The sequence below is a fragment of the Shewanella sp. OMA3-2 genome, from assembly GCF_021513195.1.
In the GTDB taxonomy this organism is placed as follows: Bacteria; Pseudomonadota; Gammaproteobacteria; order Enterobacterales; family Shewanellaceae; genus Shewanella.
Genome location: NZ_CP090974.1, coordinates 2,010,536 through 2,030,194, shown reverse-complemented (window position 1 = coordinate 2,030,194; position 19,659 = coordinate 2,010,536). Strand labels below are relative to the sequence as shown.

The 19,659-nt window shown below is 40.8% G+C and carries 11 protein-coding genes and 1 pseudogene; 8 read left to right on the top strand and 4 right to left on the bottom strand.

The window, feature by feature from the left end:
- Positions 1–84 precede the first annotated feature (84 nt).
- Positions 85–822, top strand: coding sequence for a pyruvate formate lyase 1-activating protein (gene pflA / locus L0B17_RS08980; RefSeq protein ID WP_235089452.1), 738 nt, complete (start codon positions 85–87; stop codon positions 820–822).
- A 41-nt stretch (positions 823–863) separates the two neighbouring features.
- Here pflA and yfbV read toward each other — a convergent pair whose 3' ends face one another.
- Positions 864–1,307 (bottom strand): terminus macrodomain insulation protein YfbV, encoded by a 444-nt coding sequence (gene yfbV, locus L0B17_RS08975; RefSeq protein WP_235089451.1) that lies wholly within the window; start codon positions 1,305–1,307, stop codon positions 864–866.
- A gap of 198 nt (positions 1,308–1,505) precedes the next feature.
- Between yfbV and ackA the strand changes: the two genes are divergently transcribed.
- The 5 genes from ackA (at position 1,506) to L0B17_RS08950 (ending at position 7,895) form a co-directional block, all read left to right on the top strand.
- Positions 1,506–2,708: an acetate kinase gene (ackA, locus tag L0B17_RS08970; RefSeq protein WP_235089701.1), complete on the top strand. Its 1,203-nt coding sequence runs from the start codon at positions 1,506–1,508 to the stop codon at positions 2,706–2,708.
- A gap of 92 nt (positions 2,709–2,800) precedes the next feature.
- A complete protein-coding gene (pta, locus tag L0B17_RS08965; RefSeq protein WP_235089450.1) occupies positions 2,801–4,957 on the top strand; it encodes a phosphate acetyltransferase in 2,157 nt (718 codons plus the stop codon).
- Positions 4,958–5,407: 450 nt separating this feature from the next.
- Positions 5,408–5,845: a DUF4878 domain-containing protein gene (locus L0B17_RS08960; RefSeq protein ID WP_235089448.1), complete on the top strand. Its 438-nt coding sequence runs from the start codon at positions 5,408–5,410 to the stop codon at positions 5,843–5,845.
- Positions 5,846–6,300: 455 nt separating this feature from the next.
- Positions 6,301–7,388, top strand: a protein-coding gene (locus L0B17_RS08955; protein WP_188923338.1) for an IS3 family transposase whose coding sequence is annotated in 2 segments (ribosomal slippage) — positions 6,301–6,562 and positions 6,562–7,388 — 1,089 coding nt in all. Because the reading frame shifts where the segments join, the coding sequence is not laid out codon by codon here.
- Positions 7,389–7,670: 282 nt separating this feature from the next.
- Positions 7,671–7,895, top strand: coding sequence for a hypothetical protein (locus tag L0B17_RS08950; protein WP_235089446.1), 225 nt, complete (start codon positions 7,671–7,673; stop codon positions 7,893–7,895).
- Between the two features lie 103 nt (positions 7,896–7,998).
- On the opposite strand, the pseudogene hrpA reads toward L0B17_RS08950, so the two are convergent.
- The 3 genes and pseudogenes from hrpA to L0B17_RS08935 all read right to left on the bottom strand — a co-directional run bounded on the left by hrpA (position 7,999) and on the right by L0B17_RS08935 (position 13,718).
- Positions 7,999–11,908, bottom strand: a pseudogene (gene hrpA / locus L0B17_RS08945) (ATP-dependent RNA helicase HrpA).
- Between the two features lie 107 nt (positions 11,909–12,015).
- The gene (locus tag L0B17_RS08940; RefSeq protein WP_235089444.1) at positions 12,016–12,432 is read right to left on the bottom strand and encodes a CBS domain-containing protein; all 417 of its coding nucleotides are present in this window, start codon (positions 12,430–12,432) and stop codon (positions 12,016–12,018) included.
- 233 nt (positions 12,433–12,665) lie between these two features.
- On the bottom strand, positions 12,666–13,718 hold the full coding sequence (locus L0B17_RS08935) for an isoaspartyl peptidase/L-asparaginase family protein (RefSeq protein ID WP_443019929.1): 1,053 nt from the start codon (positions 13,716–13,718) through the stop codon (positions 12,666–12,668).
- A gap of 181 nt (positions 13,719–13,899) precedes the next feature.
- On the opposite strand from L0B17_RS08935, the gene L0B17_RS08930 reads away from it, so the two are divergent.
- Both L0B17_RS08930 and tamB read left to right on the top strand, forming a co-directional pair.
- Positions 13,900–15,675: an autotransporter assembly complex protein TamA gene (locus L0B17_RS08930; protein WP_235089443.1), complete on the top strand. Its 1,776-nt coding sequence runs from the start codon at positions 13,900–13,902 to the stop codon at positions 15,673–15,675.
- Positions 15,675–19,640, top strand: a complete 3,966-nt coding sequence (gene tamB, locus L0B17_RS08925) for an autotransporter assembly complex protein TamB (RefSeq protein WP_235089441.1) — start codon at positions 15,675–15,677, stop codon at positions 19,638–19,640. Before L0B17_RS08930 ends, tamB begins: the two co-directional genes overlap by 1 nt.
- The last annotated feature ends 19 nt before the right edge of the window (positions 19,641–19,659 follow it).

Genomic DNA, 19,659 nt, shown 5'->3' with positions numbered 1-19,659 from the left:
CTGCTAAAATTGGCTGTGTCGAATATTCGATACAGCTTTTTTATTGAATATTAGTTCATTACTATCATTGATAAAGAGTATCAAATGGCAACAGGACGCATTCACTCCATCGAATCCTTTGGCACTGTTGACGGTCCCGGTATTCGCTATATTGCTTTTATGCAAGGCTGCTTAATGCGCTGCCAATATTGCCATAACCGTGATACTTGGGACTTAGAGGCTGGTAAAGACGTTACTGTAAATGAGCTAATGTCGCAAATTATTACTTACCGCCCCTTTTTAGAAGCCAGTGGTGGTGGCGTGACAGCTAGCGGCGGTGAAGCAATATTACAGGCTGCATTTGTTGCCGAGCTATTCAAAGCCTGTAAGGACAAAGACATTCATACTTGTCTTGATACTAATGGTTTTGTCAGAAAGTACGACCCTGTAATCAATGAATTACTCGATAACACTGATTTAGTGTTGCTTGATATTAAGCATATGGACGACCCGACTCACATTTTACTGACCAAGGTCAGTAATCAACGCACATTGCAATTTGCTCAGTACCTGGCAACACGAGGGCAAAAAACCTGGATACGTTATGTGGTAGTCAATGGTTTTACGGATGATATTGAATCGGCTATTAAGCTGGCTGAGTTTATCAAGCCTATGAGCAATGTAGAAAAGGTAGAGTTATTGCCATTTCACCAACTAGGTGAACATAAATGGCAAGCCTATGGAGAAGTATCATCTCTTGCCAATTTATCACCACCTAGTGAGCAAACCATGTTATCCATTAAACGAGTTTTCACCGACCGTGGTATTGAAGCGATTTTTTAACTCATGTTTAAGATGGTTACATAATCTTATGCCAATATGGCTTATAGTTCTTCCCAGTAATGTTTATCGAGTCGGTTAAAGGCAATATTAAGTAAATTAGCAAAATCTAAGTAACATGCTTTAGCGCCTAAAGGCTGGCAATTTACGCCCATTTGATTGAGTCTTTGACTGAGCTGATGGCTCCAATCAAACAAACTTAAGGGGAGTGGATGACGTGCTCGCCAACCAAGCCAGAGCAAGCCTTGAATAGGTAAGCTGATAATAAACAAGGTCATCGCCAAAGTTTGGGGCAAATGCTCCCAACCTAGAACATAAATTTGGCTAAAAGCAGAAAATAAGGCAATAACAGGCATTGCCCAAAAAGCAATTTGGGTCGCTTTAACTATACGATATTCAGGAAAATAAAAGCCCAATTGGCGCACCATAGGCCAAGTAGACATGTATTTTTTACCGTCGCGAATTAACGTGACAACATTCAGTACCAAAGAGAATTACCTAACATCATGGAACATAACTAAACAATAGCATATTGAGTCTGAATGTCCCAAAATTAACAGCCTAAAATACTGGCTAAAACAAATTATAAGCACTGCATGGCTTAAATGTGTGCGGTACTTTAAAGCGATTTATTTTTAAATTTACAAGGTCTAATTATGTCAGATAATTTAGTGTCAGATAATTTAGTGTCAGATAATTTAGTATTAGTTTTAAACTGCGGCAGTTCTTCGTTAAAGTTCGCCATTATTGGCGCTCAATCAGGTGAAGAGCATATTTCAGGTTTAGCTGAATGCTTTGGCCTTGATAATTCCCGTATAAAATGGCAAGCCAACGGTGGTAAACATGAAGCCAAGTTAGGTGCTTTCACAGCTCATAGAGAAGCCGTTGAGTATATTGTAAGAATCATACTTGCAGATCAGCCAGCGCTAGCTGCGCAAATTAAAGCGATTGGTCACCGCATTGTCCATGGTGGCGAAAAGTTCACCCGCTCAGTGATTATTACTCCCGATGTCATCCAAGGTATTGAAGATTGCGCATCACTTGCCCCGCTTCATAATCCAGCCCATTTAATTGGTATTCGAGCGGCGATAGCTTCATTTCCGACATTGCCTCAAGTGGCGGTGTTTGATACAGCATTTCATCAGTCAATGCCTGAAAAAGCCTATATTTATGCCCTGCCATATAAATTATATCGTGAGCATAGTATTCGCCGTTATGGCATGCACGGTACAAGTCATTTCTATGTCAGCCGTGCAGCGGCAAAAGTATTGAATAAAGACATTAGCGACACCAATGTTATTGTTGCCCATTTAGGTAATGGCGCATCGGTTACTGCTATTAAGGGCGGCAAAAGTGTCGATACCTCAATGGGACTCACCCCACTTGAAGGTTTAGTGATGGGTACGCGTTGTGGTGATATGGATCCGTCTATTATCTTTCATTTAGTCAATCAACTCGGATACACACTCACCGAAGTCAATAACCTATTAAATAAACAAAGTGGACTACTGGGTATTTCTGAACTGACTAACGATTGTCGTGGCATTGAAGAAGGCTATCAAGATGGTCACAAAGGCGCGACATTGGCATTAGAGATTTTCTGCTACCGTTTAGCCAAGTATATTGCCTCATATACCGTGCCATTAGGCCGTTTAGATGCAATAATTTTCACTGGGGGCATTGGTGAAAATTCAGACCTAATTCGCGCCAAGGTGTTGGATTTATTAGCTATTTTTAACTTCAAAGTCGATAATACTAAAAACAAAGCAGCGCGTTTCGGCCACGACGGAATTATTACCGCTGAAAACAGCCCTGTGGCTATGGTTATCCCAACTAATGAAGAGTGGGTTATTGCTGAAGATGCGGTGAAGTTAATATCAGCTAAGTAGACTCGGTTAATACCAGCTCAGCTAACATAAAAAAACTAAGCAAGCTCGGCTTTAAAATTTAACTTTATTCATTAAAAATTATTGAGGTTTATATGTCTCGAAATATTATGCTTGTTCCGATTGGTATCGGTGTAGGCTTAACATCACTTAGTTTAGGTATGGTGCGCGCACTTGAACGTAAAGGTGTAAAAGTACAGTTTTTTAAACCCATTGCCCAGATACGCTCTGGCGATAAAGGTCCTGAACGCTCGACCACGATTTTAAGCAACTCGCCCACCGTTAACCCGTTAGAGCCATTTGGTATGGAGCACGCTGAAGCGTTAATTCGCTCTGAGCAAATCGATGTATTAATGGAACAAATTATTGCGCGGGCCTCAGAATGTGCTACCAATACTGAAATTATTGTAGTAGAAGGTTTAGTGCCTACCCGCAGCCATCCATTTGCCGATGATATTAACTATGAAATAGCCAAAGCACTTGATGCAGATGTTATTTTCATTGCAACACCAGGTAATGACACCCCAAATGGCTTAATGAACCGCTTAGAAATTTCCTATAACTCATGGGGCGGCGCTAAAAATAAGCGTGTAATCGGCTCTATAATTAATAAAATTGGCGCTCCTACCGATGATGAAGGGCGTGCGCGTCCAGACTTGTCAGAAGTGTTTGATCATAACAACGTTAAAGTCGGTGATACCGCGGGTATGTTCCAGTTACCAGGAAAAAGCCCATTACGCATTTTGGGTAGCGTGCCATTTAATTTAGATTTAATTTCGCCTCGCGCATCAGATTTAGCACAGCATTTAAATGCCAAAATTATCAATGCGGGTGAAATGCATATTAGACGTATGCGCCGTGTTACCTTTTGTGCCCGTTCAATTCCTAATATGGTGACCCATATTAAAACTAACTCACTGTTAGTCACTTCAGGTGATCGATCCGATGTTATCGTCTCAGCCTGTTTAGCGGCAATGAATGGCGTTAAAATTGGTGCGTTACTGTTGACCGGTGGTTATGAGCCTGAACCTGAAATTATGAAATTGTGCGAACAAGCTTTCGAAACAGGTTTACCGGTATTTTTAATTGACAGTAACACCTGGCAAACCTCGCTCAATATTCAACGCTTTGATCATGAAGTCCCTGTCGATGATGCGGTTCGAGTTGAAAAAGTACAAGAATATGTCGCCAGCCATATTGACCAAAGCTGGATTGAAAGTGTCACCCAAGATTCAACTCGCGAACATCGCTTATCACCGCCAGCCTTCCGTTACAAACTAACAGAACTCGCACGTGCTGCCCGTAAAAAAATTGTTCTGCCTGAAGGCGAAGAGCCTCGCACCATTAAGGCTGCGTCAATTTGTGCCGAGCGCGGTATTGCCCGCTGTGTTCTATTGGGTAATAGAGAAGAAATTTTACGTATTGCGTCACTACAAGATGTGGTTTTGGGTGAAGGGGTTGAAATTATTGACCCTGAAATCGCCCGTGAAAAATATGTCGAACCTATGCTTAACATTCGTCGTCATAAAGGCTTAACCGAAGTCGTAGCCAGAGAACAACTAGAAGATAACATGGTACTCGGTACTATGATGTTGGCTGAAAATGAAGTAGACGGTATTGTATCTGGAGCAATAAACACCACAGCCAATACTATCCGTCCGCCATTACAATTAATTAAAACCGCGCCAGGTTCAAGCTTAGTATCTTCTATCTTTTTTATGTTGATGCCAGATCAAGTGCTTGTGTATGGTGACTGTGCAATTAACCCTGATCCCAACCCAGAGCAATTAGCAGACATTGCAATTCAGTCTGCTGAATCAGCTGCAGCATTTGGGATTGAGCCACGTGTTGCTATGATAAGTTATTCAACAGGGACTTCTGGCACGGGCTCTGATGTAGATAAAGTACGTGAAGCGACTCGCATTGCCAAAGAAAAACGTCCTGATCTCATTATTGACGGTCCATTACAATATGATGCTGCGGTTATGCCTAATGTTGCTATGTCTAAAGCTCCTAATAGTCCAGTCGCAGGTAAGGCCACAGTATTTATTTTCCCTGACTTAAATACAGGTAATACAACCTACAAAGCAGTTCAGCGTAGTGCAGATTTGGTGAGCATTGGCCCAATGTTGCAAGGCATGCGTAAACCGGTAAATGACTTGTCTCGCGGCGCGTTAGTCGATGATATTGTTTACACTATCGCATTGACGGCTATTCAAGCATCACAAAATGAAGCTAAAGCCAAATCTTAGCCAACAGCCAAGTTTTAGTTTTAGTTTTAGTTTTAGTTTTAAAACTATAATTTAAGCTAACAAAAAAGCACTGCTAGTAAGCAGTGCTTTATAATATCTATCAATAATAGGTAAAAGGTACTTTTTAACCACGTAATATAAAATATAAAAAACAATAGCTTAATCAGCCACCATTAATCCATACACATACTTGTCCACAGATTCTGTGGATAACCTTGAAGATGTAGAAAGCTACTCGCTGTCATAAATACTGCGATTTAAAATGAATATATTGTTTACCTTGATTCACCATAGCAATTTATAGACTTACCTTGCCAGTGATAATTTAATTATAGATACTATTACTCATTCATTTGGCTAGGTTTTGCACAAATTGCAGGTCTTAGTGGCATTTTAATACTCTAACCTCTCATCCATTGTTGAGTATCTTTATAGGAACAGCATATTGTTATGTTCAGATTTGTATTTATTTTTAGTTTCATAGCCTTATTGGGTTGTGAAAAAATCATTGAAAAAGGTGAAGCCCCACAAACACCAGAAAGCGTCACCTTAAATTTTTTTGAAGCTATTTACAACGACAGAGATGTCAGCAAAGCATTACCTTACGTAACCCCAGAGTTACGTGAAGTGTTACAACATTATCATATCGCATCGTCAGTTCAACGCCATGTCCTGGGGTTATCAATGACCAAAGTGAATATGAGCATTGATGAAATAGATATCGATTTTTTCCGTAAGTTTACCGACGAAGTGACCATTATTGTAAAAATGGAAGGGCTTAAAGGTGGAAGACCTTGGGTAGATGACAGAACATTACGCCTGAAAAAGGAAGGCAACAAATGGATTATTGTAGAAGTGATTCCTGAAAAAGGTCGTATTAGCGGCTAAAGGGCTGTTTTATTACTTTGACTGGAAATATCTTTAATCTCAGATTTATCAATCATTCACGCTCTATTCAAAAATAAAAAATAGCAGCCTAGGCTGCTATTTTAATGTGTTTTGCATTGTCGCTTGGAGCGTAAGCCTAAATATACAGGCCATTATTCCTCGTTCAAGGCCTACTCTTCTTCAGAAGGTAGAGACTCTAACACGTCGTCTTTTACTTGATAGTAAGCGTTTTCGTATTCATGAACTTCCATAATAACTCCAATCATTTTTAGGTCGTTTAGGGTCTAGGCATGTTTATTTTTTTGACTATGTTGTCAGTAACATTTACCTATTAACAGAGAAGAGTACCAATCACGTTCTTCTTGTTAACAAGTATATCAACCGGTAATCCCCCCTAAAAAAAGCTGATTTCAAAAGTAGAATTTTCTCGTACTATATACGCAGGGAGATTCTGCATGAAAACATCAAAATTTAGCGACAGCCAAATCTTGGCTATCCTCAAGCAAGCCGAAGCTGGCACCCCAGTTCCGGGGCTGTGCCGTGAGCACGGCATGAGCTCGGCTACCTTCTACAAGTGGCGGGCCAAATTTGGCGGCATGGACGCCTCTATGATGGCGCGATTGAAAGAGTTAGAGGCTGAAAATTCACGACTCAAAAAAATGTATGCCGAAGAGCGTCTAAAAGCCGAAATACTCAAAGAGGCCATCGAAAAAAAGTGGTAAAGCCGTCGCGGCGGCGGGAGCTGGCGCAAAAGGCGGTGCATGATAAAGCCATTCCAATCGCATTTGCCTGTGCCTTGTTTGGACTCAGTGAGAGCTGTTATCGCTATCAGGCAAAACTCAGCGGTGAAAACGCTGTGATTGCTGATTGGTTACAGCGACTAACATCGACCCATAGAAGTTGGGGATTTGGGCTGTGTTATTACTTTTTACGTAACGTGAAACGCTACCGATGGAACCATAAGCGAGTGTATAGAATTTACCGTGAATTGGAGCTAAACCTACGGATTAAGCCGAAGAAACGCTTGAAGCGTGATAAACCGGACGCATTGGCGGTGCCTGAGGCAATCAATGAATGTTGGTCTATGGACTTTATGCATGACCAACTTGAAGATGGTCGCAGCATTAGGTTATTGAACGTGATTGATGATTACAACCGTGAAGGCTTGGCGATAGAGGTCGACTTCTCCTTACCAGCAGAGCGTGTGGTCAGAACCTTGGAGCAAATCATCGAATGGCGTGGAAAACCGAAACAAATACGCAGTGATAACGGTCCAGAGTACATCAGTGCGGTGCTGGCTGCATGGGCTGAAAAACACGATGTAGAACTGAAATTTATTCAGCCTGGCAATCCACAGCAGAATGCTTATGTAGAACGCTATAATCGGACTGTGCGATACGAATGGCTGAGCCAATATCTTTGGAATAGTATTGCCGAGGTACAGGAACATGCGACACAATGGCTATGGTTTTATAACAATGAAAGACCCAATACAGCAATTGGTGGTGTCCCACCAAAGCAAAAACTGGCACTAGTGGCCTAAATATCTACTTTTGATCTCAGTTAAAAATGGGGAGATTACCAACCCAGGGCTAATGATTACTAGCCTAAAACAGCCAGACTTACCAAAAACTTTCAGAATAGAATGTTTTAATTGCAATACAATCGATAAATTAACCAAAATAATGAAACACTTTCACTTACTCAATCATTTTTTATATCCAAAAAATATGTAGTCGCCTAAACGTTACAACTAATGATTATATCAAACCGCGTTGTTTAAACTATATTTTAGTTAACCCCAACCTGTTTGTAGGCAATAAACATGAATGCACTTGTTGAGTATGAAGCAAACCAATTAATGGCACTTTTTGGTCAAAGGGATGAACTGGGTATGCATATGTTTATGGAACATATGCATATTCCTGTTGATGTACAAGATCGGCTGATTAATGAAATTTCAATCCTGTGCCAACTAGATCAACATTCTGTTGGTGAGCTAATTGAACATCATGGCCAAAGCTTGATGTCAGAACGTTTACTGCGGTAAATATTAGCTCCCATTCCGCTTATGGTTATCACCATAAAAAAGCCTCAATTTATACAATAAATTGAGGCTTTTACTGTGTAGAGCCTATCGAGTTAACACTGACTTACACTTGGCTGATATGATTTACAATACGTTTTTCAGAAATTGGATACGCTGTGCCAAGTACTTGGGCAAAACACGACACCCGATACTCTTCAATCATCCAGCGCGCTTCATGTAATGCCTCAGGTACCGCTTGCAGTCGCGGCACTTTAGCTAATTGCGCTGCCAGTAGTCCCTCAACTTTACTGATACTGTGCATGTGTATGCGGTCTCTACTCGGGTCAACGGGTAACTTATCTAATCGAGTTTCAATAGCGGATAAATAACGTGCCACATCCGTCAGCTTATCCCAACCACATTCTTGCACAAATCCTCGGTACACCAATTTATCTAACTGGGTTTGAATATCGCTCATCGCAAAGGCAATATCTAAACTGATTTTACCTTTTAAACGCTTTTTAATTTGCTGGTAAATTGTCAGTACTTTTTCCACTTTTAAGGCAATCTTTTCAGCCGTGCTGTTTAATTCTTGCCTGACCCAGTCTTTAGCTTGCTCAAATTGCTGCTCATTTCGCACATCTAGATTTTTTTCATCCAACAATTGTTGCACTGATGCCTGAATAATATCATCTATCAATAATTGCACTTGGCCAAATGGATTAAAGTACATGGCTAGCTTAGCTTTATTAGGCAAGGATTTTTGTAAATGCTTCACCGGTGAAGGAATATTGATCAACAATAACCGTCTAATGCCTAGTCTATGCTGCTTGGCAGCTTCTAATTCATCATCAAAAAGCTTAATAGACACGTCAGTTTTATTATCAATTAACGCTGGATATGCTTTAACTTCATAGTTGCCTTTACGCTGCTGATATTGCTCCGGCAAATTGCCAAACGACCAGCTCGTTAAACTGTCTTGTTCAATACCCTTATCAGCCACCTGGCGAATAGCTTTGGATACCACGCCCTGTAATTGCTCTTTTAACGGCTCGATTTGTCGGCCTTGGGCAATTAACTCACCTTTGTCATCTTCAATTTTGAAGTTAATTAATAAGTGCCCTGTTAATTGGCTAAAATCAAAATCATCTGCCGTAATGCGGGTACCGCTCATGCGCAGTAATTGCTTACATAAACTGTCAATTAAAGGCATTTCAAAGGGCTTCATGGCTTGCACGCACGCTCTGGCATAATCAGGTGCAGGCACAAAATTGCGACGTAATGTTTTAGGCAGAGACCTAATTAAGCCAATGACTTTCTCTTCACGAAGCCCTGCCACTAACCAATCAAAATCTTGCTCATCTATTTGATTCAATAACGCCACAGGTATATGAACTGATACGCCATCATCGGCATTAGCGGGTTCAAAATGATAACTGACTTTAAGGGCTAAATTACCTTTATGCCAAACCTCAGGAAAGTCTAACGCCGAAATATGCTCAACGCTGCGCTGCATTAATAAATCAGCGTTAAAGTCTAATAATTGTGGCTGTTCAATGCGTGCTTGTTTCCACCACTTAAAAAATAGCGGCGCATTATAAATGCCTTCAGGAATGCGTGGCTCATAAAAATCCACCAGCACATCTTCATCGACCAAAATATCCTGGCGCCGAGATTTATGTTCTAGGCTTTCGATATCCTCTAGCAGCTTTTGGTTGTTAATAAAGAAGGCTTCTTTGGTTTGCAACTGCCCTTCTGCTAGCGCGCTGCGAATAAATATCTCACGGGCTTCGATTGCATCTATCGGGCCATACTGCACCCGACGTCGATTGACTATGGTTAAACCATAAAGCACCTGATTCTCTAATGCGACAACACTGCCAGCTTTAGCCTCAAAATGTGGCTCAACATGGTTGATTTTAATCAAGTGAGCCGCAAGTGGCTCTAACCATTCTGGTTGTATTTTGGCGCAGCAACGGGCAAACAAACGTGATGTTTCCGTTAACTCGGCCGCCATAATCCACTTAGGGCCTTTTTTAGCCAAAGGAGACCGGAAACACAAAAAACTTACGGTTGCGGGCACCTAGATATTCATTATTAACATCTTTAAAACCAATATGACTTAACAGCCCAGCCAGCAAAGCTTTATGCAAATTATCATAGCTCGCTGGAGTGTCATTTAAGCGCCACTTTAATTCATGTACCGCTTGTTTAAGTTGCGTGTACAAATCCTGCCATTCACGCACCCGCAGATATGCTAAGTATTCGTCACGGCACTGTTTTCTAAATTGGCTAGCAGATAATTCGCGTTTCTGATCCTTAATATGATCCCATAATTTAACCCAGCTACTAAAGTCTGAATCTTTATCGGCAAAACGATTATGACATTCATTAGCGGCTTGTTTTTTATCAATAGGACGCTCACGGGGATCTTGAATCGATAACCTGGCAGTGATCACTAATGTTTCATGTAAACAGCCCTGTTGATTAGCTTCATACACCATGCGGGCTAATCGCGGATCAAGCGGGATTTTAGCTAAGTTTCGCCCAAGCGGGGTTAACACTAAATCGCCTTTTTGCTTTTTAACCGCTTGTAACTCTTCTAGTAATAAAAAACCATCGCGAATATGCTTTTGCTCTGGTGGCTGAATAAACGGAAAACCAGCAATATCACCTAAACCGATTGCCAGCATTTGCAAAATAACCGAGGCTAAATTGGTGCGCAGAATTTCAGGGTCGGTAAATTCAGGACGTTGAATAAAATCAGTTTCATCATATAGACGAATACAAATGCCTGGCCCAACACGGCCACAACGCCCCTGACGTTGATTGGCACTGGCTTGAGAAATTGGCTCAATCGGTAAGCGCTGCACTTTGGTACGATAACTATAACGACTCATTCGCGCCGTACCAGGGTCAATCACATAACGAATACCAGGCACAGTTAATGAGGTTTCAGCCACGTTAGTGGCTAATACAATACGGCGACCTATATGGCTTTTAAATATTTTAGATTGTTCACCATAGGAAAGACGGGCATATAAAGGCAAAATTTCAGTATCGCGATAATTCTGTTTACGTAGCATGTCTGTGGTGTCACGAATTTCCCGCTCGCCATTCATAAATATTAGAATGTCACCAGGACCTTCGGCAATCAGTTCATCTACGGCGGCAAAAATACCATCGGTGACATCACGGTCTGCGTCATCATCTTGCACCAAAGGCCGGTAACGGGTGTCAACAGGATAAGTACGGCCTGACACTTGAATAACTGGCGCATTATCAAAATGTTGCGAAAAGCGCTCTACATCAATGGTGGCGGAGGTAATAATGACTTTTAGTTCGGGGCGTTTTTTAAGAACTTGTTTCAAATAACCTAAAATAAAATCGATATTCAAACTGCGCTCATGCGCTTCATCAATAATAATCGCATCATATTGATTTAGGTATTTATCTGACGTGAGTTCAGCTAATAAAATACCGTCGGTCATTAACTTTACATAGCTATTTTCACTGATAGCATCAGCAAAACGCACCTTAAAACCAACCACATCACCTAATGGACTATTCAATTCATCAGCAATACGACTGGCAACACTGCGGGCAGCTAAACGGCGTGGTTGAGTGTGGCCAATAATGCCACGGCAGCCTAACCCAAGATCAAGACAAATTTTAGGTAACTGGGTGGTTTTACCCGAGCCGGTTTCACCGGCAACTATCACCACTTGATTGGTGGCTATTGCTGTGGCAATTTCGTCCCGTTTTTGCGAAATGGGTAATTCGTCAGGATAATTTATTTTAGGCCGATTTTGCAGACGCAGTTGTACTTTCTCAACCGACGCAATTGCTCTTGCTTCTAATTCTGCAAGCGCTTTTTCTCTGGCAGCAACACTTTTAGGATCTAACGATGTTTGTTTATTGAGCCGAAACAAACGACGACGAATGTAGGCCGCGTCAGTTTGCACACAACGCTGTAAAAATGCTTTGGAGAGTGGCTTAAGATCCGCGTTCAAATTTGTTTCCTTAGCTAGCATCGAAATCGAAAATATCGATCCTAGCAAGGAAGCTGACACATTGGTATGTTTTAGCGCGTTAGTTTGGTGGCTTTTTAAGCATCTATGACTTTAAAGCTAATTTAGCACTAGGCTGGCGTTAAATAACATTGTTGCATGTAGATATTCATTGCTTTTAATACATCTTGCCGAGTAATTGCACCGATCACTTTGCCATGTTCTACCACAGGATAAATTTTAGGCTTTGCGCCCGTCATTTGTTCAGCTAAATGCAACATGCTGTCCTGTGGACCGACACTCAATACCTCGGTTTTCATACAATCTGTCACTTGGCTGGTTAAGTCACAGTGGTAACTGCTTTTTAACATTACGGCAAGGCAGTCTTGTTGAGATAAAAAGCCCACTAACTCACCTGATTCACCGACTACTGGCGCGCCAGGTTTATTACTGGTAATTAACTTTTCAACCGCTACCGCAATTGACATGTTTGCTTTAAGCAACACTGGACGCTTGTCCATATAATCGATAATTTTAATTGAATCCATTTAATATCCCCATAGTGATGTTTGACTATCAAACGATGACATAAGCTTTACCAATAAGTATCACTTAACTTTTACTCAGTTAAGGCTCAGCTTGATACTTAAGTTTAGTCAAAAATCATTAAACAGCATTAAACAGCATTAAAATAAATCTAATTGTTTTAATCGACATAATCGATTGATTGGTTTTAAAAGTAAAAAACTCATTCACAGATAAAACCACTCAGGGCCTATGCTTATTTATCTCTCCAAATCATAATATTAGCAGGCTCATCACCCACTTTAGTGGCACGATACATACCCGAGGTATTAAATGGAGTGGCAATATTACCTTTAGCATCAATGGCAATCACCCCACCAGTCCCGCCAGCTTCAACTAGCCTTTGGTTAATCACTTCATCCGCAGCTTGGATGATTGATTTTTGCTGGTATTTAACCCGAGCACAAATATCGGCAGCCACATTATAACGAATAAAAAACTCACCATGGCCGGTCGCAGAAATAGCACAAGTACCATTTTCAGCATAATTACCCGCACCAATAACTGGCGCATCACCAATACGACCAAATCTTTTTGCCGTCATACCACCCGTTGAGGTTCCTGCGGCTAAATTACCTTGCTTATCTAAGGCAACGGCACCGACGGTACCAAACTTGTAGTTGTCATCTAGTTTGTTCACTGACGCTTGATAATCATTGTCTTGTAATTCTGATTTGATGATTTTCTTTTTTGCATCAATAAGTTGATTGTATCTATGGGTAGTATCAAAATGTTGATTTGGCACAAACTCCATTCCCTGTGAAATAGCAAACTCTTCTGCACCTTGACCATATAACATCACATGGGGAGATTTTTCCATCACTGCACGCGCTAAGTTAATTGGGTTTTTAATGTGACTCACTCCAGCAACTGCCCCTGCCGCCATATTCCGACCATCCATTACAGATGCATCTAACTCGTGTTTGCCATCAAAGGTATATACCGCGCCAACACCGGCATTGAATAGCGGACTATCTTCTAATACGTTAATGGCAGCTTGAACAGCATCAAGACTGTCGCCACCTTGAGCCAATATTTTATGGCCAGCCTCTATAGCCTGTTGTAATTTATCTCGATAAGCTTGTTGTTGAACTTCACTTAAATCCGCCTCATTAATGGTTCCCGCACCACCATGAATCGCTATCGCAAATGGTTTATTGTCATCGGCCTGTAGATTAAAACTTAAGCCAATTAATAATGGCATTAAGCTCATTCCTACACTTAAACGGTTAAAAAGTTTATTTTTCATTATATTTCGTTCCTTTAGGATTAATTCTACCCATAGTTTGCCTTGCGACTTTAACGCTTTCTAGCGACAATATACACAATATGCGCTTAAATCGGTAAGTACCTTAATATTGTTAATTAAATGTCTAAAATCTAGTCTTTTTCTCATCATGACCTTTGCTGTATTTTGCAGCAACAGCATCATGGCGGCTGATGATTGGTTAACAGTATCGATTTCGGGCGCAAAAAGATCACTTAAGAAAAATATTATCTCGCATTTAGGGCCTGCTCCTCAAAACGAAATACAACGTCGGGCATATTTATTCGGTGTAGAAGACAATACCACCGACGCCCTAGAGTCGATGGGTTATTATCGTGCTCAAATTGAAGTCAACGTGCTTGAAACGGAAACCGGCCCTTGGCAACTTAAAGTGAAGGTTGAACCAGGAGAGCCTGTCACCCTTCAATGGATTGATATTAGCTTTGATGATGAAATGTTAGAAGACCGTACTTTTATGCGCTGGCTTGATGGGCTAACCATTAAACCTGGTGATACATTACATCACGGTGTGTACGAAGACATAAAATCCCAACTTGTCACCTTAGCGTTAGCCCGTGGCTACTTCGACGGTAAAATTACCCGTGCTGAAATTGTCATCAATCGGGATAAAAATACCGCCCAAATCAATCTTCATTTCCAATCTGGGCAACGTTATCATTTAGGTGATGTAACGTTTGAAGGTCATACTCTTAACGACAACATAGTACAAGAATTGGTGCCCTTTAAACGGGATACTCCTTACGCTACATCAGATTTAGGCGCCTTAAACCGAAATCTCATCGACACGGGTTACTTCAGCAATATTAAAGTATTACCACAAATTGACGAAATGAAAGACGGTAATGTCCCCGTTCTTGTTGAACTGACCCCGCGTGCAAGTCATTCGCTAGAAATAGGTGCCGGTGTAGATATTGGCAGCAGTAGTGATAACGGAGTTGAGCCTCGTATTCGACTTACTTGGCGTACACCACAAGTTAACCGTTTCGGCCATAAGCAAGAAACCACTGCAGAATGGTCACCTGACAGGCCTAAACTGCTAACAACCTACACCATTCCGCTTACTCATCCGTTAGATGACCAACTCAAAATACGGGTTGGACTATTGCGAGACAAATACGGTGTTACCCAAGAATACATCCCAGATGATAGGCAGTTTGTTAATACTGGCCAATTAGAATCTGAAAAATATCAAGTGGGCTTAATTAGACAGCGGCGCACCGAAAACAATTGGCTATTTGGTTACTCTTTTGAAGCCATTAAAGAATTTTACAATCAGTTAGACACTGACTACATGCCAAACTTTTATTTGTTCGGTTTGACTATGTCAAATACTGTCCGTGGCGATAACACCCTTGATCCTAAATCTGGTTTTCGTCAAACCTACAGTATTGAATATGCCGATCCTAATTTAGGCTCGGCCATTCAGTTAGCTCGCTTACAGGCAAAACTGAAATGGATAGATACTTTTTTTGACAAACATCGCTTTGTTGCCCGACTAGACATGGGGGCCAATATCGCGGATAAAGAAGATATTCCCTACATCGCACCTTCATTGAGGTATTTTGCCGGTGGTGATCAATCGATACGTGGTTATCGATATCAAGAGTTAGGCCCATATATTGATTATACTAATACCGAAGGTGGTACCTCACGACAAGTTGTCGGCGGGCGTTACTTACTTGTAGGCAGTCTAGAATATCAGTACTACTTAACTCCAACATGGCGTCTAGCCACCTTTATTGATGGCGGTAATGCATTTGACACTAACCAATTTGAATCTGTGGTATCTGTCGGTGGTGGTGTTCATTGGATCTCTCCTATCGGTCCAATTAAGTTCGATCTTGGTTTTGGTTTAAAAGAAACTGAAACCGTTGATCGCTCATTCCGTTTCCATTTAACCATGGGGACCGAGTTATAATGAACACGCCTGATAACAACAAATCAACCGCTGATAATGGCACGACCAACCCACTAACGGGTGAACAACAAAGTGATAGTCGTGTTTTAGACAATGCGACCGCTCAAAATGGTGCTGAACCCAATAAAGCTGAACACCTAAAACCCAAAGACTCTGTAGCTGTAGGTTTACTTAAACAGCTATGGCGTACGTTTAAGTTTTATACCCGTTTATTAATTTATATTCCGCTTATTTTACTTGTTGTTATTGCCTTAGTGCTTGGCACCTCTTTTGGCAGTAAAATTGGCATTATTGTCGCCAGCCAATTAGTGCCTAATTTAACCTTAGATTATCAATCTGGCACCATTAATAGCCAGCTCAAGTTAGATTATGCATCTTGGTCAATGGACGGAATGAGTGTTGAAATTGAAGATCTGGCCTTCGATTGGTTACCACGTTGTTTTATTAACCAGCAGCTTTGTGTAAATAACCTCGAAGCAACTTCTGTTAAGGTTAATATTCAAACTGACCAGTTTAGCAATACCGCTACCGTAAATAAAAACGCCATTGCTGATAGTACTGATGACGCTACATTAAATGAACATGCGTTATTACAGTTGCCATTTGATATCAGTCTCAATCACGCTGGATTAACCAATGTGAATATCACAGTCAACGACATGCAATATAATGCCGCGCAACTCAAAGCACAGGCAATTTGGAATGAAACAGGCTTAAAAGTCGAGCAAATAAGCAGCGTCGGACTAGAAGTGATTATTCCACTCAACGGCGATGTCAGTGATGATCTAGCAGAAACCGATGTTGACAAACAATGGCCGCTAGCCCAATTACCAGCGGTTTATCTTCCGTTTCGATTATTTGTAAAACAATTAACCTCAGTTGATAGCATGCTACAACTTGGTGATAGAAAAGACTTATTCGAGCACATTAACCTGTCTGGTAACTATATTGGCTACAACGTCAGTATCAGCCAGCTGCTTGTTAATCACACCTATGGCAATATTGATTTAATTGGTGGCATTGATTTAGTTGACCATTATCCTATGGCTATCAAAGTCAAAGCACAAATTGATCATATTACTGAAATACCACATTTACAAAACCAAACGCTAAACCTTGAAATGGCTGATGACCTCAGTAATTTAGACATTAAACTAGAAGTCGCTGGCAATACCCGTGTAAATTTGTTGGGTGTGATTGATTTAACACGCCCAACTGTACCTTTTGATGTAAAATTAACCGACAGTAAACTTATCTGGCCGTTAGAAGATGAGTTATACACAGCTGATATCAAAAACCTTAATGCTAAAGGGTCAATCGAAACGATCAAAGGTCAGCTGTCTGGTCGCTTCAATAGTCCTTATCAACCAGAGCTCAGCTTAGATTCTACATTCGCTTATCAGCAACAAACTCTCACATTCAATAACCTTGATATTGCGTCCGAGGCCGGTAACTTTAATATTATTGGTGATATAAACTTAGCAGATAACGTCTCGTGGCAAGTAGATGTCAACATGCAAGATCTTCGACTACAGCATATTCAATGGTTAAATAACAATTTTCCAATGCGCAGTAAAATTAGCGGTAAGTTTACTACCCATGGAAAAATTGCTAATAAAATATGGAACATAGGTATTGATGACGCTAACTTACAAGGACGCATGAATGGCTACCCTTTAACACTCGAAGGGCAAGTTATCGTTAATCAAGACTTTGCAGTTAATGCTAACAATCTACATGCTACAGCTTTAGGCGCTGACTTATTCGTTAATGGTCGAGCTGATGAGATGTGGGATATCAACCTTGAGCTCAATGTCCCAGATTTAAGCCAATGGCTAGCGGGTGCTAGAGGTAACTTACATGCCAAAGTAGATGTTACTGGTGAAAGTGGTAACCCTGTAGTCGATCTCAGCGCCGAGATGCAAAACACAAGCTATATGGGTGCAAAATTAGATAATCTCACCTTAAAAGCGCATTATCTGCCATTTGACAAACATCAGTATTCGTTATCACTAAGCAATCAGAATGTTTACTATAAAGGCTATAAACTCAGTAGCTTACAACTCGACAGTCAAGGCGATGAAAGTCACCAAACAAGCTCAATCAACACCAGCGGCGATACTAGCATAAAAAGCGAACTAGTCAGTCAAACTAACCTTAACAAGCAAACAATTAGCGCCCAACTTAACCAGATGAATATTGACAATATACTGGGCAGCTGGCAATTGGATGCACCACTTTCAATAACATGGGATCAACTAAAAAATAAAGGCAGTATAGATGCGTTTTGTATCAGTCATCCCCATAATAAGTTTTGTCTTACTAACAATGTCACACTCGGGCCTAAAGGCCAGGCTGATATCAATTTCAGTGGTAACCCAGGACAACTTTTTGCGCCAATAATGTCAAAAAATATTGATTGGGATGGTAATGCGGCATTAACCAGTCAAATTAATTGGCAGCCTAAACGTAAACCAACCGCATCGGTCAACTTCACCCTTTTACCGGGTAATATTAAGTTAATTCGTAATATTAACAACGTCGTCAGCATTGATTATCAACAGCTATTACTCACAGCTAATTTAGATGAGAAACAATTGCGCACCACAATTACTGCTGACTCAGAAGGCATCGCCAGCTTACAAACTGAAATAAATATTAATGTGACCCCAGATAAAAGCCTAGATGGATTTATTCACATTAACTCGCTCAACCTTGAGCCTTTTGGTGAGTTTTTTCCTAGAATTCAAACCCTACAAGGTGACTTATCTAGCCGCATTACATTAGCAGGCAGTTTGGAAACACCAGAATTAACAGGCAACATTAAACTAGCAGAAGGTGCATTTGCGCTTTCATCTAACCCCACTTTGCTTGAAAAAATATACCTTGGCCTGCAACTTCATGGTCAACAGGCAACATTAGATGGTCAACTTCATATTGGTGATGGACAAGCATTGGTTAATGGCTCGCTTTATTGGCCTAATGGCCAATTTTCCGGTGACATGAGTTTTAAAGGTGACAATCTTGCGGTTATTCAACCCCCTATCGCTATTTTAAATGTGTCGCCAAATCTTAATATTCAGTTTGATATGCAACAAGTTGCAGTTAAAGGCTCATTAGATATTCCTTCTGGCCAAATTAAAATCATGCAGCTTTCTGAAGGCGGAGTCGCCGTATCAAATGATGTGATATTTAATGACTCAATATCAGAGCTAGCAGTGAAAACTAGCCCCTATGCCATTTTAGCCGACATCAATATCAAGGTTGGTAATGAATTATCCATCGATGGTATGGGATTAACAGGAAAATTAGCCGGTAGTCTCAGACTTCAGCAACAAGCATTTAAACCCCCATTATTATTTGGCGATATTAAAGTCACCAATGGTAACTACAAGTTTATGGGCCAAACTCTTAAAATTAATGCTGGTGAAGTGCAGTTTGTTGGCCCCATTGAAGTCCCCAACTTAAATATTGAAGCAATTAAAGAAATCAAAGAAGAAGACATAACCGCAGGAGTAAGAGTAACAGGCACCCCGATGCGTCCATCGGTTACAGTATTCTCTAACCCAGCAAAAGAACAGGCTGAAGTGCTTTCTTACATCTTAACGGGTAAAGGATTTAGCAGTACTAACGATCAGCAAAGTAACTCATTAATGATGGGCGCAGCATTAAGCCTAGGCTCACAAGTGGATGGTGGCGCGATCAATAACATTGGTTCAACTGCCAGAGGCGTAATCGAAAAGTTTGGTTTCTCTAACGTACAGTTAGATACAAATGATGATGGCAGAATGGCCATCAGTGGATTTATCGGCGAAGATTTAATGATTAAATATGGTATTGGCGTCTTTAACCCAGGCTATGAAATGACAGTCAGATATTACCTATTATCACAGCTTTATCTTGAAACCGTTTCTGGGACGATTAGCCAATCATTAGATATTTATTATAACTATGATTTTGATTAGTAAAATATTTCTACATCAA

Bases quoted from the DNA above. Each gene is read 5' to 3' on its own strand.
- pflA (WP_235089452.1), top strand. From the start codon at position 85: ATGGCAACAGGACGCATTCACTCCATCGAATCCTTTGGCACTGTTGAC.
- pta (WP_235089450.1), top strand. From the start codon at position 2,801: ATGTCTCGAAATATTATGCTTGTTCCGATTGGTATCGGTGTAGGCTTA.
- L0B17_RS08960 (WP_235089448.1), top strand. From the start codon at position 5,408: ATGTTCAGATTTGTATTTATTTTTAGTTTCATAGCCTTATTGGGTTGT.
- L0B17_RS08950 (WP_235089446.1), top strand. From the start codon at position 7,671: ATGAATGCACTTGTTGAGTATGAAGCAAACCAATTAATGGCACTTTTT.
- L0B17_RS08940 (WP_235089444.1), bottom strand. From the start codon at position 12,432: ATGGATTCAATTAAAATTATCGATTATATGGACAAGCGTCCAGTGTTG.
- L0B17_RS08935 (WP_443019929.1), bottom strand. From the start codon at position 13,718: ATGAAAAATAAACTTTTTAACCGTTTAAGTGTAGGAATGAGCTTAATG.
- L0B17_RS08930 (WP_235089443.1), top strand. From the start codon at position 13,900: ATGGCGGCTGATGATTGGTTAACAGTATCGATTTCGGGCGCAAAAAGA.
- tamB (WP_235089441.1), top strand. From the start codon at position 15,675: ATGAACACGCCTGATAACAACAAATCAACCGCTGATAATGGCACGACC.